Origin of the sequence: Paenibacillus pinisoli (assembly GCF_003605435.1) — a bacterium.
GTDB lineage: Bacteria > Bacillota > Bacilli > Paenibacillales > Paenibacillaceae > Pristimantibacillus > Pristimantibacillus pinisoli.
Genome location: NZ_QXQB01000005.1, coordinates 179,722 through 193,659 on the forward strand (window position 1 = coordinate 179,722; position 13,938 = coordinate 193,659).

13 protein-coding genes and 1 pseudogene are annotated in these 13,938 nt (G+C 52.9%); 2 read left to right on the forward strand and 12 right to left on the reverse strand.

Annotated features, from left to right (window positions below; genetic code table 11):
- Window positions 1-12 precede the first annotated feature (12 nt).
- A pseudogene (locus D3P09_RS21710) lies at window positions 13-663 on the forward strand (SDR family NAD(P)-dependent oxidoreductase); the annotation flags it as partial.
- Window positions 664-699: 36 nt separating this feature from the next.
- Here D3P09_RS21710 and D3P09_RS21715 read toward each other — a convergent pair.
- The 10 genes from D3P09_RS21715 to D3P09_RS21760 all read right to left on the reverse strand — a co-directional run bounded on the left by D3P09_RS21715 (window position 700) and on the right by D3P09_RS21760 (window position 11,671).
- On the reverse strand, window positions 700-2,628 hold the full coding sequence (locus D3P09_RS21715; RefSeq protein WP_165867536.1) for an outer membrane protein assembly factor BamB family protein: 1,929 nt from the start codon (window positions 2,626-2,628) through the stop codon (window positions 700-702).
- A gap of 374 nt (window positions 2,629-3,002) precedes the next feature.
- Window positions 3,003-3,929, reverse strand: coding sequence for a Gfo/Idh/MocA family oxidoreductase (locus tag D3P09_RS21720; RefSeq protein ID WP_243644383.1), 927 nt, complete (start codon window positions 3,927-3,929; stop codon window positions 3,003-3,005).
- Entirely contained in the window at window positions 3,926-5,128 is a 1,203-nt protein-coding gene (locus tag D3P09_RS21725) for a M20 metallopeptidase family protein (RefSeq protein WP_120113522.1), read from the reverse strand. The genes D3P09_RS21720 and D3P09_RS21725 overlap by 4 nt, the downstream gene beginning before the upstream one ends.
- Complete coding sequence (sdaAA, locus tag D3P09_RS21730) at window positions 5,125-6,018, reverse strand: L-serine ammonia-lyase, iron-sulfur-dependent, subunit alpha (protein WP_120113523.1); 894 nt, start codon at window positions 6,016-6,018, stop codon at window positions 5,125-5,127. Before sdaAA ends, D3P09_RS21725 begins: the two co-directional genes overlap by 4 nt.
- On the reverse strand, window positions 6,015-6,698 hold the full coding sequence (sdaAB, locus tag D3P09_RS21735) for an L-serine ammonia-lyase, iron-sulfur-dependent subunit beta (RefSeq protein WP_120113524.1): 684 nt from the start codon (window positions 6,696-6,698) through the stop codon (window positions 6,015-6,017). Before sdaAB ends, sdaAA begins: the two co-directional genes overlap by 4 nt.
- A 32-nt stretch (window positions 6,699-6,730) precedes the next feature.
- Entirely contained in the window at window positions 6,731-7,801 is a 1,071-nt protein-coding gene (locus D3P09_RS21740) for a dihydrodipicolinate synthase family protein (protein WP_120113525.1), read from the reverse strand.
- Complete coding sequence (locus D3P09_RS21745; protein WP_120113526.1) at window positions 7,802-8,818, reverse strand: NAD-dependent epimerase/dehydratase family protein; 1,017 nt, start codon at window positions 8,816-8,818, stop codon at window positions 7,802-7,804.
- A 111-nt stretch (window positions 8,819-8,929) separates the two neighbouring features.
- A complete protein-coding gene (locus D3P09_RS21750; RefSeq protein WP_120113527.1) occupies window positions 8,930-10,249 on the reverse strand; it encodes a hypothetical protein in 1,320 nt (439 codons plus the stop codon).
- A 67-nt stretch (window positions 10,250-10,316) separates the two neighbouring features.
- A complete protein-coding gene (locus tag D3P09_RS21755; RefSeq protein WP_165867537.1) occupies window positions 10,317-11,129 on the reverse strand; it encodes a GNAT family N-acetyltransferase in 813 nt (270 codons plus the stop codon).
- A 140-nt stretch (window positions 11,130-11,269) separates the two neighbouring features.
- The gene (locus D3P09_RS21760) at window positions 11,270-11,671 is read right to left on the reverse strand and encodes a GNAT family N-acetyltransferase (RefSeq protein ID WP_120113529.1); all 402 of its coding nucleotides are present in this window, start codon (window positions 11,669-11,671) and stop codon (window positions 11,270-11,272) included.
- Between the two features lie 200 nt (window positions 11,672-11,871).
- On the opposite strand from D3P09_RS21760, the gene D3P09_RS21765 reads away from it, so the two are divergent.
- Window positions 11,872-12,600: a MerR family transcriptional regulator gene (locus D3P09_RS21765; RefSeq protein WP_120113530.1), complete on the forward strand. Its 729-nt coding sequence runs from the start codon at window positions 11,872-11,874 to the stop codon at window positions 12,598-12,600.
- Between the two features lie 105 nt (window positions 12,601-12,705).
- Here the strand turns inward: D3P09_RS21765 and D3P09_RS21770 are convergent, their stop codons facing one another.
- Window positions 12,706-13,176 carry a hypothetical protein gene (locus D3P09_RS21770; RefSeq protein WP_120113531.1) on the reverse strand — a complete coding sequence of 157 codons (471 nt, stop codon included), beginning with the start codon at window positions 13,174-13,176 and terminating at the stop codon, window positions 12,706-12,708.
- Between the two features lie 531 nt (window positions 13,177-13,707).
- Window positions 13,708-13,914, reverse strand: coding sequence for a helix-hairpin-helix domain-containing protein (locus D3P09_RS21775; RefSeq protein ID WP_120113532.1), 207 nt, complete (start codon window positions 13,912-13,914; stop codon window positions 13,708-13,710).
- Between the last annotated feature and the right edge of the window lie 24 nt (window positions 13,915-13,938).

Below are 13,938 nucleotides of genomic sequence, written 5' to 3' on the forward strand. Positions count from 1 at the left end.
GCCAGATTCGTTCAATTGGACGTAACGGATGGCGGCGCATTCGAGAAGCTCGCGCGCGATGTGTATGAGGAATTCGGCAGGTTAGATTATTTGTTCAATAACGCAGGCATCTCCATGTACGGCGAGTTTCATCATATGAAGCCAGAGGATTGGAAGAAAATTGTGGATATCAACTTCTGGGGTGTCATTAACGGGACACGCGCTGCCTCTCCCATCATGCAGGAGCAAGGCTTCGGCCATATTGCGAATACCGCATCTGCTGCCGGACTAAGCCCTACTCCTATGGCATCCGCCTATGCTGCTACGAAGCATGCTGTCGTAGGTTTTACGACTTCGCTTCACTATGAGGCGGAAATTTACGGCATCAAAGTTAGCGCGATCTGCCCTGGCCACGTAGATACAGCCATCTATGACAACGGGTATGCGATCGGCCTGAATAAGTCAAAGATCAACGACTCTGTTAAACAACGTAAAATGATGAGTCCTGAGGCATTCGCGACTTATGCGCTTAAGGGACTTAGCAAAAACAAACCCGTCATTTGCCCGATTCCGATGCGTAAAACGATGGACGTATTCTTCCACCTCTTCCCCGCTGCTCATCGGAAGCTTATGCGGCTCGTATGCCGCGTTGTACGGGATGCTCAGATAAATTCATTGCTATAGAGGAACCGCCCAGGACAGCAATCCTGGGCGGTTCTATTAAGCTGCAGGCTGCAGTACAATCGGCTTTAATTTGCTGAACCAGCCGTTTGCTGAACCGATATATAGCGAGCCGTTGATATCTGTCAGATAGCCTTGCATGAAATAGGTCGGCGTTATATCGTATACTCCGACCTTTGTATCGAGCAGCCTTCCTAGCGGATCCATTGTATCCGGGTCCAGCACATATACGGTTCCACTCGCCGGATAGGCGCTTACCAGAATTTTGCCGTGAGCGATAACAGGGCCAGCGTCAATATAGCTTCCCTCGTATTCGAAGCCGATTTTCTTATTCGTTGTCAGATCGAAGGAAGAGGCATGATTGTGAAGGCGGAAATATAGCTTATTCCCGACTATTGTGCCGTATGAGGCGTATCCCTGCTCCGTGAATCGCTTCTCTCCTGTCTTCCTGTCAATGAACGAACTGGTAAATGTCCTGTCGTCGCCTGTACGATCCGTGCGGACCGAAAGCAAGTACTGGTCGTTTACCACTTCATACCAGCTATCCTGCTGGATCGGATAATGTTCCAGATCCGTCCCTGTCCGGACATCCGTCAGCCACAAACGATCCGTCGTGCTAGTCCATATTTTCCCTGATCCAGCTGTATAACCACTAGGGTCTTCCAATAGGTTGTACATAAAAATGTGGCGTTTTTCCAGCTTCCATTGCTCTTGACCCGTTGCTGGATCTAATGCAATTATGACCCCTCCTTCTGGATCATATCCCTCTCTGTAAGCCTGCAGGATTAGCTGCTCTTGGTCGCCTGCAATGGAAATATCCTTATAACCCGGAAGCTTGCTCGTCCAGAGAGATTGCCCGGTACGGACATCCCATGCCTGTACGGAATAATCATCGGTTACTGTACCGTTCGACAGATTGGAATACAGGACAACTGCCGAATTCCCGGATACGGTCAACCCTTGAACGTGAACATCGTCCATCTTGTGCTGCCATGCCAATTCGCCTGTTTGAGTATAAAGCGTCTCAAGCACATAGGGAATAGTGGCTGATTTTCTATCCATATCCTGCTTGAGAAGGGACATCCTGCGTTTATCCTTTGACATCCCATACATCGTGGCATGAGGGCCAAAATCATATTGCCAGATCTTTTCCCCTGTCCCCTTATGCAAGGCATACAGGATTGACTTCATGTGCATGCCGCTGAAGCCGCCGTCTTCCCCAGCAATGATTAACGCATCGCCTGCCGAGTCTATCAAAAAATTATAAGGCAGATCGGACTGAAACCGCCATTCCCAATCCGGCACGATGGAAGGCGCAAGGTAGGGTTCCCTGCCTATAGATCCGGTCCATAGATCCAAATTCAATAATCCGTCAGCATCTTGGTAATAGGCGGATTCCAAAACATCGGCTGCGTTCCATTCAAGGATCAAATGTGCCGTGCGAATTTCATATCGCCACACCGGAAGCGTGAGGGGTTTATCCCCAGTTTCGCCCTTGTTGCTTGATTGCTCAGTATAGGTAGGCTCGCCGAACAGCTCGCGAACTCGTGCCTGGCTGATGCCAGGAACTACTAATGACGATACGGCGGTTGCCAGAACGCGCATCGCTTCCTCCTCATCTGTGCCTATGCCAAACCAGCTCGGTGCAGGCCCTGATACTTCAGCATTGGCTTTGGGAATCCATAGCATGAACGGACTATGAGAAGCGTCATTCTTGCTCGAGGCGATGACTCCATACCAGTCTTCGAATTCCTGATAGGCGTATACCAGCTCTCCTGCTTTTAACGAAACTGCCGTTTCCTGGCCATTAGGATACCAGTAGGCATCCGTATACAGCTTCATGGATAATTCTTGCGGTTCAAGATTGCGAATTTGAGCGGATTCTTCGTTCAGATACCATGCCGGTATCCATCCTCCCTCTCCCTCGGCTGTTCGAACTTCCGAGAAATCGCCTTGCTTGCCATTCAAGAAATAGCCGCCTCCGGCTTGAAGCAATACACGAGATGACGGATCCGTCTCTCCATTAGGCGAGATTATTCCATTTAACGATAGGTACAGGTGAGCGGGTCTTGAGATATTCACGGATGATAAAGGACTGACATCAGGTGCTGCGGAATGAGGCGGGGTGACGGAACTTGCAATTGGCGAATTAACGGAGTCGCATCCGGCTAGAAACACTGTGCACAGGATGGTTGCAAGCAACATCCGTTTAATTGAATGCTTCATTAATGACATGCCACCTTTCTTCTATCCTGTCCCTTAGTAATTCAGCTTCTTGTTCGATACTAAGACGAGACAGGATAGGGAAAGGTTGCCAAGAATGAGAATGCTTCCATAAGAGATTAGAGTACACCTGCTACTGGCTGTGCAGCTCCGCCAGCAGCCAAGCTCCTCTCGGCCGCTTCGAGGAAGGCAATAATCTCCGTCGTCTCTCTCCAATGAACCGGAGATCTGCCTGTTTGGAGGAATGGTATAATCTGTGCTACTAAGCTTGCGTAGAATGGCGTAGCGCTGTGAGCCGCATCCAGCTTAGTAATGGCGCCGTGGCGGTCCAGCTGTGCCAGGAATCGGTCATCGCCATCGGAACGGCATAGGATTTCTCCTCTCCTTCCATCCCGCCAAATGCCAATCAAGCGCTCTCCCGCCGCTTCCCTCTCAGCACGAACCTCGCGGCAGCCCGGACCCATAATGGAATAAAGCATTTCGGCCGCATGAATGGCGTACCAGAAATATCTTGACTGCGTCGACTCGATCACAAGCGGACCTTGTACGGCAGCAGCCGTAATCGAATGCCGGCCGAAACAGTCAAGGTCATGGACAAGCGATTCCAAAAACCGCAGTGACGAGCTGCTCATAATAGGGACATCCCAATAGTTCGCCAGCTCGAAGATGCTTTTGGCCTCCTTGAGGGATAAGGCCAGCGGTTTATCGATAAATACGGGCCGGCGGCTATGAACAATCTCCCGCAGCTGATCGAGATGAACACGGCCATCGGCTGACAGAAGCAGATAAGCGTCGCATTGGCGGGTCAAAGCTTCCAAGGAATCCGCTCTCGCTACGCCGAAGTCGTCCTGGAGCGCCTCCATAAAGCCCTCCACTCTGGACGCACTGAGCGGGAAGTCTGAGGAACCTCCGGGATACGCGGCAATTACTTGGCCTCCCGGGATATAATAAGGATCGTTAATATCATTAATTATTCGCGTAAATGCTGCAGCATGGGAGCTATCTGTCCCGATTATTCCAATTCTCAACGTCGTCCGCCGCATCATTGCCCCCCTCCCGCCAGCTGAGCAAGACGCGATCGTGCGATATCGGCCAGCAGCGATGCGCCATAGGTTAGGCAATCCTCGTTCAGCCAATATTTCGGATGATGCAAGCCGTATGCTTGTTCGGCATTCTCGATCGGACCGGAGCCCAGCCAGAAGAAACAGCCCGGCACATCCTTAAGATAGATGGAGAAATCTTCGCCTGCGAGGGTAGGCTGGGCTGTGGCGCGGCTATGGCTGCCCAGCATATCGTCGATAACCGCTTCGACGGCCTTCACCTGCTCGTCATGATTCATTAAGACTGGCGTCTGCCGAATGTAATAGAGGGTCGCTTCGCAGCGGTATCCCTCTGCAATACGCTGCACGATGCGTTCAATACGATCGGGCAGCTTCGCTTGGACATCGGGATGGAATGTGCGCACAGTGCCAGTCATCCGGCAATAATGCGGGATGACATTGTTCGCTTCACCTGCGTGGATGCTGCCGATTGTCACGACTACGGGTTCGAATGGCGACACTTCCCGGCTGATGATGCTTTGCAGCGATTGGATGATTGCGGAAGCGCATACGATGGGATCAACGCTTTGATCCGGTATGGCGCCATGACCGCCCTTGCCCTCCAGTGAAATCTCGATGCGGTCTACCGAACCCATAAGCGCTCCGTATCTTGTAGCAGCCATGCCTGCCGGCAAGGTGGGCAAGTTATGCAAACCGTAGATTTCGCTTACGCCATCCAGCGCGCCATCTCTTATCATCGCTGCGGCTCCCGCATTCACTTCTTCTGCCGGCTGGAATAGAAGGCGCACAGTCCCATGGAGCTGCTCTTTGCAAGCCGACAGCAGCGCAGCGGCGCCAACCAGCATGGCGGTATGCGCGTCATGGCCGCAGGCGTGCATAATGCCGGGACGCTTGGACGGGAAATCAATCTCTGTCTCCTCTTGAATCGGCAATGCATCCATGTCGGCACGCAGCGCTATGATCGGCCCCGGCTTGGCGCCCTTCAGCTCGGCTATGATGCCATGCCCTCCTAAACCAGCCCGATAAGGAATATCTAACCGCTGGAGCTCTCTTGTCACTCTGCTTGCCGTCTCAGACTCTTCATGGCTTAGCTCAGGGTGCTCGTGAAGCTCTCTGCGGAGTGCAATTAATGCAGAGGACAACTCAAGAGCGTGGTGCCACAAATCCAATTTGCTCGTTATCATGTTATTGCTTGGCCTCCCTTCCCGTACAACCGATTCATTATGCTGCGCCCGGTTGGCGTCTGGGCAAGCCCGCCCTTTGCCGTCTCGCGATGCTTCTCCGGCATGGCGGACCCGACTTCCAGCATAACGTCGATGACTTCATCCGACGGTATCACGCTTCTTACTCCGGCGAGTGCCATATCCGAAGCGGCAAGCGCTGTGACCGCGCCGAAGCCGTTGCGAACGATACAGGGTATCTCCACCAGTCCGCCTACCGGATCGCAGATAAGTCCAAGCGAGTTTTTCAGCGCGAGCCCTACCGCATGTACCGATTGCTCCGGCGTACCGCCACGCAGCTCTGTCAGCGCACCGGCAGCCATGCCTATGGCAGAGCCTACCTCCGCCTGGCAGCCGCCTTCCGCTCCCGATACGAAGGAGTTGTTCGCAATGACGTAACCAATTGCTCCTGCAGCGAACAAACCGTATACCATATGCGAATCCTCCCACCGGAACCGCTCTTGCGTGCTGACGAATACGCCCGGAATAATGCCGCAAGACCCTGCTGTCGGAGTGGCAATGATCCGCCCCATGGAAGCATTCACTTCGGATACAGCCAGAGAGTATGCCATTGCCGTGCAGCTTTCCGCCCCTAACGACGGGGCCGTGTGGTCCATGTAGGAAGAGACGCGCTGGGCATCCTTCCCGGTCAGCCCGCTGCGGGAGGTCGTATCCTCGCTAAGCCCCCTGTGCACGGCTTCTTTCATTACTTCATAATATGCAGACATTTGCCCGATAACCTCAATCTCGGTCCTACCCGTTTCAAGCGCCTGTTCCTTCACCATCAATTGCCCGATGCTCAGCGACTCCTCCTTGCACAGCTCCTTCAGCTCTTCCAGCGTGGAGAATCTCATCGTGCTTCCTCCCTGATCGTTAAGTCGATTACGCTTATCTCCCGTACATCGGGCAGCAGCTCCAGTCTCGCAATGGCTTCATGCCTGAACGGCTGATCGCTTTCAATGACAGTTAATGCTTCACCATTCCTCGATTTGCGGTCGACTTCCATATAGCTTATGTTGATGCCGGTATATTTGGCGATATCGGTAATCTCCGCCAGAATGCCGGAGCGGTCGCGATGATAGATAAGCAGCGTCGGATAGATGGCGGTAAATTTGACGTCGAAGCCGTTCACGCCCACCATCTCGATATTGCCGCCGCCAATGGAGCATCCCGTCATGCGTACGCTGCGGTCCCCCTTGCGCAATAAGATGGCCGCAGTATTGGGATGAGGCCCGGGCTTCAGCTCGGACTGAAAGCTGATGGCAATTCCTTGATTAGCGGCAAGCCTGATGGAATCCCGGATCCGTTCATCATCCGTATCGTAATCCATGATGCCGGCTGTAATGGCCAGATCCGTGCCATGACCCATATAGGTGTCTGCAAAAGATCCATAGAAGCGGATAACAGCTTCCTCGGGCGAGGAACCCAGCGCTTGCCTCGCGCACCGTCCAAGCCTGACGGCCCCTGCCGTATGGGAACTGGAGGGGCCGATCATGCTGGGACCGATAATGGAGAATACATCCTTGAATCTCATGGGCTCTAGTCCCTTTCTGTAAGTGTTGTGCGTCAGCCGTTGCTCAGCCACTTCTCCAAATGGGCTGCTACGAACGCATCGTCATGAAGGTGAGGGTACTGTTCATACACCCGGTCAATCTCCTCCGATTGACCCGGAGACAGCTTCTCGTCCGGATTAAGGCACCAGGTTCCTTGGAGCAGGCCTTGCCTGCGAAGCACTTCATGAATGCCGGGAATACACCCTTCAAAATAGTTCGCCGGATCAAAAAACGCCGCATTGGAATCTGTCACTTGAATGTTGCGGGTGAGCCATTCCTTCGAAATGACGCCTACGCCGCGAACCGATTTGATCTCTTCCAGCAGCTCCACCGCCTTCTGCGTCCATACTGCCCAATGGCCGAGCAATCCGCCGACAATCGGCTTCTCGACGATCTTCCCGTCAACTTGGAAGCGATAGGTCGTAAGCAGGTCCGCTACGATATTGTCGTCATTGCCGGTATAAAGCGCAATCTCGTTCCTTCTTTCCGAATAGCAGACCGCCCGTACGACATCAATCGTTTGATAACGGTTGAACGGCGCCATCTTAATGGCGACTACATTCGGGATGTCGGCAAAAGCTCGCCAGAAGCTGTAGGTGAAGATACGTCCGCCGACAGACGGCTGCAGATAAAATCCGATGACCGGCATAATGGCGGCAATCTGCTCGGTCCGCTTCAAGATATCGGCTTCGCTCCAGCCAGAGAGCCCTCCCATGCTAAGCAGCGCAGCGTCGTAACCGAACGCCAAGGCTGTTTGCGCTTCGCTAACCGCTTGCTCCGTGCCGCCGCAGACGCCAGCCACCTTGATGAACGGGCGATCCAGCTTTGCCCTGTCCACTTCCTCCGCTGCCATCCGAAGCACGGTCTCGAGAAGCCCATGCTCCGGATCGCGAATTTCGAATTGGGTGGAGTGAACGCCGACCGCAATGCCTCCTGCGCCAGAGGCGATGTAATAACGGGTCAATGCCCGCTGATGCTTCTCGTCCAGCTTGCGGTTCTCATCAAGCGCCAGTGGATGCGCCGGAATAACCAGTCCATCATGAAGCGCGGCCAGCAGCTCTGGCGATAATTGTTGTGCGGACATCTAGAATTTCCCCTTTCGTTCCTGGAAGTGTGTCGGCTTATTCCAAGTTGCTCCGCCCTGAAGCACCCAATCCGCCGTCCAATCGATCATTTGCATCAAGGAGACGCTAGGATAGCCAAACAGCTGATGAGACTTCGACGCATTGTTAAGCAGCGCCGTCTCCGATTCCGTCCCTTCGAACAGCGCCTCCTTGCCAAGGCGCTTCGCAAGCTCGCTAGCCGCCCAGCGGATGGATACCGTCTCGGGACCTGTAATATTCATTATCGTTGGAGGGCTGGAGCAATGCGTCAGGCAGCGGATCGCCATTGAGTTGGCATCGCCTTGCCAGATGACATTCGCAAACCCCATAGACAGGTTAATGGCGCGGCTTTCATGGATAGCTCTTGCCAGCTCCAACAGCACGCCATAACGCATATCGATCGCATAGTTAAGCCGGTACATCACCATGGGGGTGCCATTGCGATGCGAGTGATATTCAAAGATCCGCTCTCGGCCGAGCGTTGATTGCGCATATTCACCAAGCGGGTCCGGCGCTATGCTTTCGTTCGCGCCGCCGCTGCTAACCGGTGAGAACGGATAGATGTTGCCGGAGGAGAAGACGACGATACGGGAATCCTTGAATTTCTCAGCGACTCTGCCAGGAAGATAAGTATTCATCGCCCATGTGAAATGCTCATTGCCCGTCGTGCCGAACTTATTGCCCGCCATATAGATGACGTTGGCAGTGTCCGGCAGCGCCGACAGCGCTTCATTGTCCAGCAGCTCGCAGGAAATCGTCTCGATGCCGGATGATTCAAGCTCTGACCGGGCTTCCTTGTTGGAGAACCGCGATACTCCGATGACACGCTTGTTCAGTCCGCCCTCGCGAATCGCGTTCATCGCGAGCCTCGCCAGGCTAGGCCCCATTTTCCCGCCGACTCCAAGCAGGATTAAATCACCGTCTACCTTTGCCAGGTCCTGTATCAATGCTTCTGAGGGCTGCGCCAGCTTTGCTTCCAATTCCGCAATCGTTTTCATCTTTTTCGTGCCTCCTTGGTTGTCGTTACCCCCATGATACGTCCCGATTCGATATAAAGACAAGTCTTTTAAATGACTTTAAATAGGCTATAAAAAAAGACAAGCCTCAGCTTATTGCTGTGACTTGTCCATCAGAAATGGAAAACGGTAGATTTGGCGAGGCCTTCCCTTCGGCACTTTCTCCATGCCGGCAATCTCGGCAAGGCCGTTGTCAATCCACAGAAGCAGCAGCCGGTGCGCGCTTCGTACAGATATGCCCAATACGGAAGCCAGATCATGAACCTTGTATTCATATTTGCCGAATTTGCTCGTATTCGCCAGCAGCCTGCTTAAATAAGCGCTTGTCATCCCGGAATCCTCCGCCAGCTTGATGAGCGCGGGTTCGGTAGGAGCAAGAATGGCCTGCACGGGATCAGCCATCTCCAGAGGTCCGATGACGGTCACATCTTCCCTGACGATAAAGCATGTATTGCCTCCGGCCTCCTTCGCTTTGCGGAGCGCGGCTCTCGCATTGGTACCGGCAGCATTTGCCGTCACGCCGAAGCCGATGCCTACGCTAAGCGATATCCCGTAGCTTTTGTTCGCATCCTTGGCCAGCGGAATGGTCTTGTAGCCGCCCGTCTCCCGCTCGAAGATCCCGCGGGTCGTGAAGAACAGGAACTCGTCGCCGCCAAGCGACATCGAGTAGCCGTCGAGCGATTCCACATAGCCCAGCACCATCCGGTGAATATCCAGCTTCAGCTTCTGCACTTCATGCTCATTATGCCGCTGCATCACAAGCTTGCCGAAGTCGTCGACATTAATCATTCCGACCACAATCTGCGCCTCCTTGTTGCGGCGGGATTCCGTGGACAGCAATGCCCTCTCCAGCGTTACGGTCATGTCTTGCTCCGACGGAAGCAGCCACTCGCTGGGCACTTGCCTCGCCTCCAGCTGCCGGGCGACATGCTCGATGCCAGTGAAGGCAACTGAGCAGCGGCCCTCTGCGAACTGGGACTGGTGAAAGGCAACCAGCTTATCCGGAGATGCATAGGCTGGACCGTCATATACGACGATGCGCGTATGCTCCAGACCCAGATCCTTTAATGTTCGTGTCACGATCGTTTTGGTCAGCGTATCGACAGATATGCCGCCCTGAAGCTTGCCGCATTGCATCGCGCGGAATAACGCCTTATACAATCCGGCGCCTGTTAACGGCAAATAATGAACCGGTATGGACGGCTGCAATTGTTCCTTCACAAGACGATGAGCGAGTGGCCCGGAGAGCAGAAGCACCTCTACCTCGCCGCTAACCTCCAAAGCAGCGGCAGGCGCTTCGCTTTCATGCTCGATCACGCGCGTAACAGGCACGAAGGTTGGAAATGCCTTCATCACCGAAAGCATCTTGTCTATGATGGACGCAGTGCCGATAACTCCGATTTTGATCTGCATGTGCTGCTCCTTTGTCAATTAAAAATGATTGTTCGATCGCATTTGTTCGTCCCTATAGTTAATGCTATTAATAAAATCGAATATCCGTGATTTTCCCTTGCTCGCGATAGCCCAAGCTGCGATAGACGCCATTGGAATGGGGGTTGCTTAAATCCGCATACAGCATCGGCGTAAGCCCCTCATTTAATACCTTGCGGGTAAGCTCGCCTACAAGCGCGCTTGCGTATCCTTTCTTCCGGTGTCTGCGTGGCGTGTAGACCGCATTGATGCGAGCATGTCTCGGCGATCTTTGAGCAATGTTGGCCATAGAGACCATCTCTTCGCCTACCATCCATAGATACAGGTTCTCAGCCGTAATTAATCGCTCCGCTCCCGGCAGTTGACTCTCAGCATCAACGGCAATGCCATAAGCATCTTCGGAGAAGCCGGCCAGAAATTCCGCTACATTGCGAATATCGTGACTTCCGGCAAGGCGTGATTCGCCAGCTACCCCGCTGACAATTCTGACGTGGGGACAAGCATAAGCCTCCATGCTCATTTCGACTTCGCAGTTCAATCCGTGCCGGCTTGTATAGGCGATGGAGAATTGTTCGGCGGTCTCCGGATCGGATATAATGCCCGGCAGGCCATTGGCCCCAAGCAAGCCGCATAAGGCTTCAATTCGCTGCCCGCGATCCTTCTCTGTAAGCTTCTTCGACAGCCACAACCAGCCTTTGTAGTCCACCGACTGTGCATACATCAGATTGCCGTCCTCCGACTTCAATCTGTGCGCACAATTGCCCTGGACAATCGTATGAAACAACTGATAAGCAGCTTCATCCTGCAAAAACCCGGGATGAGGCCGGTTCAAATCCTCTTGCAGCAATTCCGTAAAGCTCACACGCTTCCCCCTTTCCCCAGCGCCTAATCGAATAGCTCCATTCCCTTGCGGGAAGGAGCCTAATCTCGTGCGGGCCATGATTTTTATCAAGTTTAATAGCGCTGTTAGAAGTTGTCAATGTCCAATTACTTGACCGTCATTTATAGCGTCCGGCTTAGGCTGATCTTGTTGGGATAGGTGTAGGCAAAGCCCTGCTTCTGGTAAAGGGGGATGGACGGCACGTCGGACATGAGAGTGATCTCCGCGCCATCTGCCCCACTCGCTTCGATATATGCCATCAAGTCGTTCAGGACGGCTAGCGTATGCTCTGCATTAGCATATTCGGGATGCATGATGAGATCCGCAATCATAAACGTATACCTTCCGTCTCCGACCACACGTCCCATACCTATCGCTTCTTCCTCCTCTCCCAACAAGGCTATGCCGTACAGGGAATGTTTCAAAGCCTTCTGGAGCTGAGCTTCTTCCTTCACCGGCATTCCGTTCACGCGAGCGAGTTCTTGATACAATTCAGCACTTAGGATTACACGTCTCGGATTCATATTCGGACTCTCCTTTTCAATGTGGATACGATCCATCATACTACATTCATGCAAGTGCTAAAGTTGATCTACTATGAAGCGGGATACAAACGTTATTAAGATTATTTATGCACTTTAAGGTTTGAAATGAAGGCTTGCTGAGCGTGGCTCTGTCTGCTATAGTAGAAATCTACTTTTTTTGACAAAGGACGGTGCAATTTGTGCGATTCTACCGCCCCATCGATATTGCCCGGGAGCTTGGCATCAGTACAAGCGCTTTGCGACATTACGAGTCGTGGGGCGTCATTCCAAGTCCGGAGAGAGCAGAGAACGGCTATCGTCTCTATACGGAGGTTCATGCCGCATACTTTCGTTGCTTGCGGGCCATGTTCCCCGGCTTCGGGGTAAGCGTCACTTGTCAGACGCTGAAGCATGTCATGAATGGAGATATTAACGCCGCTTTTTGGCTGGTTAACAGAGAACAAGCTTTGCTGCATGAAGAGAAGACGGTCGCTGATCAGACGCTAGCGCTCCTTCAGCAGCCCGATCTCCCTCCTGTCCGCGGGAAGAAGCGGCTGGGACGAATGAGCATTGGCGAAGCGGCAGCCTACACGAATGTCCAGGCATCGGCCATCCGCCACTGGGAGAAAGAAGGATTGATCATACCCGAACGAGATCCGGAGAACGGCTACCGGATATTCGGCGCTACGCAAATCCGGCAAATCCTGCTTATACGAACCTTGCGCCGCACTGTATACTTGCTGGACCGTATGCGCGCGATTGTCAAAGCGGTTGAGCATCATGATGTCGAGAAAGCAAAGGAAGTGACAGAGGAAGCCTTGCATGTGCTGCATGGCCGCATCCAGCTTCAGCTAAGCGGAATCTATCATCTTATCGAGCTATGCCGAACGTCCGGTCACATCAAGCCTATGTATGGATGGCAACACTAGTCTCCGACTCCGTTGCAGCAGCTGCGTGGCAACTAAATAGGAGCTAGCCCAAAAGGGGCTGAGCTAAAAGGAAAATAAAGTATAGGTTGGTAGCAGACTTTCCGCTCAGCGCATACACTCTATGCCGAGTTTCTCGGCTTGCAGCTCAATTTCCAGCCCACGCACACGCTCTATGCCGAGTTTCTCGGCCTGCAGCTCAGTTTCCGCCCTACTCGCACACTCTATGCTGAGTTTCTCGGCTTGCAGTTCAATTTCCAGCCCACGCACACACTCTAAGCCGAGTTTCTCGGCCTGCAGCTCAATTTCCACCCTGCTCGCACGCTCTATGCCGAGTTTCTCGGGTTGCAGTTCAACTTCCGGCCCACGCACACACTCTAAGCCGAGTTTCTCGGCCTGCAGCTCAATTTCTGCCATACTCACACGCTCTATGCCGAGTTTCTCGGGTTGCAGATCAATTTCCACCCTGCTCGCACGCTCTATGCCGAGTTTCTCGGCTAACAGATTACCTTCCACCCAGTTAGCACGCGCTAAGCTATGTTTTACGGCTTGCAGATCAGCTTTCTCATCGGCTCCCACGAGATTGTCCCAAAAGGATACGTTTCATGACTGAGAAGACGGCTTCCAGCGCAATTTCTTTACTTTCGATGCGAAAGCGGTTGATTGTGCGGAGGTCTGTACGTTGCCTTACCTGACGGCAACGGAATCACTATGAACGAAGGAAACGACAGAAAGTCGATATGAAATGTGTAAGCATCTTTTCACAGTGAAGGCTGTGAAGGGCAGCGAGGGTTGTAAAGATTCTCCGCACTCAGCGGTTCGAAGGATGATGGAGCTGTGGAGTATATTTCGGCAAATTAAAAATTACCGGAGATTCAGACGTTTTATGGCTTCGAGGCTTTTCTAAGGAAAGCTAAAGGTCGGGCGACTTTCGCTCACCCATAATGCATTGAGGATAGCAGACGTGAATCTTAAACCAAAAATGACGATGCAAGGATACCTCCTTCGCATCGTCATTTTTGGTTTAAGCTAATCTCATTGTTTAGGCAAACTGTATATAGTGAGCCAACTTACTTTTGAAATAGCCCCTTTTGCCACAATGCAAATCTCCTACGGCTGCAGGCTCATGCCTTGTTCAGCCAAAGCCTGCTTAATCACGGCCATGGCATTAGGCCCCATGCCGTGAAGCTTCATCAGCTCGGCTTCGCTTTCGCCGGAAAGCTGAGACAGCCCGGTATAACCTGCATGTGCAAGAGCCCGCAGAGCAGGCTTTGCCAGCTTAGGAAAGCCGGATGCGGAAGATTGTTCACTCGGCATAAGAACGCCCCCAGTTCACTTCAT

Bases quoted from the DNA above. Each gene is read 5' to 3' on its own strand.
- D3P09_RS21720 (WP_243644383.1), bottom strand. From the start codon at position 3,929: ATGATGCGGCGGACGACGTTGAGAATTGGAATAATCGGGACAGATAGC.
- D3P09_RS21725 (WP_120113522.1), bottom strand. From the start codon at position 5,128: ATGATAACGAGCAAATTGGATTTGTGGCACCACGCTCTTGAGTTGTCC.
- sdaAA (WP_120113523.1), bottom strand. From the start codon at position 6,018: ATGAGATTCTCCACGCTGGAAGAGCTGAAGGAGCTGTGCAAGGAGGAG.
- sdaAB (WP_120113524.1), bottom strand. From the start codon at position 6,698: ATGAGATTCAAGGATGTATTCTCCATTATCGGTCCCAGCATGATCGGC.
- D3P09_RS21740 (WP_120113525.1), bottom strand. From the start codon at position 7,801: ATGTCCGCACAACAATTATCGCCAGAGCTGCTGGCCGCGCTTCATGAT.
- D3P09_RS21745 (WP_120113526.1), bottom strand. From the start codon at position 8,818: ATGAAAACGATTGCGGAATTGGAAGCAAAGCTGGCGCAGCCCTCAGAA.
- D3P09_RS21750 (WP_120113527.1), bottom strand. From the start codon at position 10,249: ATGCAGATCAAAATCGGAGTTATCGGCACTGCGTCCATCATAGACAAG.
- D3P09_RS21760 (WP_120113529.1), bottom strand. From the start codon at position 11,671: ATGAATCCGAGACGTGTAATCCTAAGTGCTGAATTGTATCAAGAACTC.
- D3P09_RS21775 (WP_120113532.1), bottom strand. From the start codon at position 13,914: ATGCCGAGTGAACAATCTTCCGCATCCGGCTTTCCTAAGCTGGCAAAG.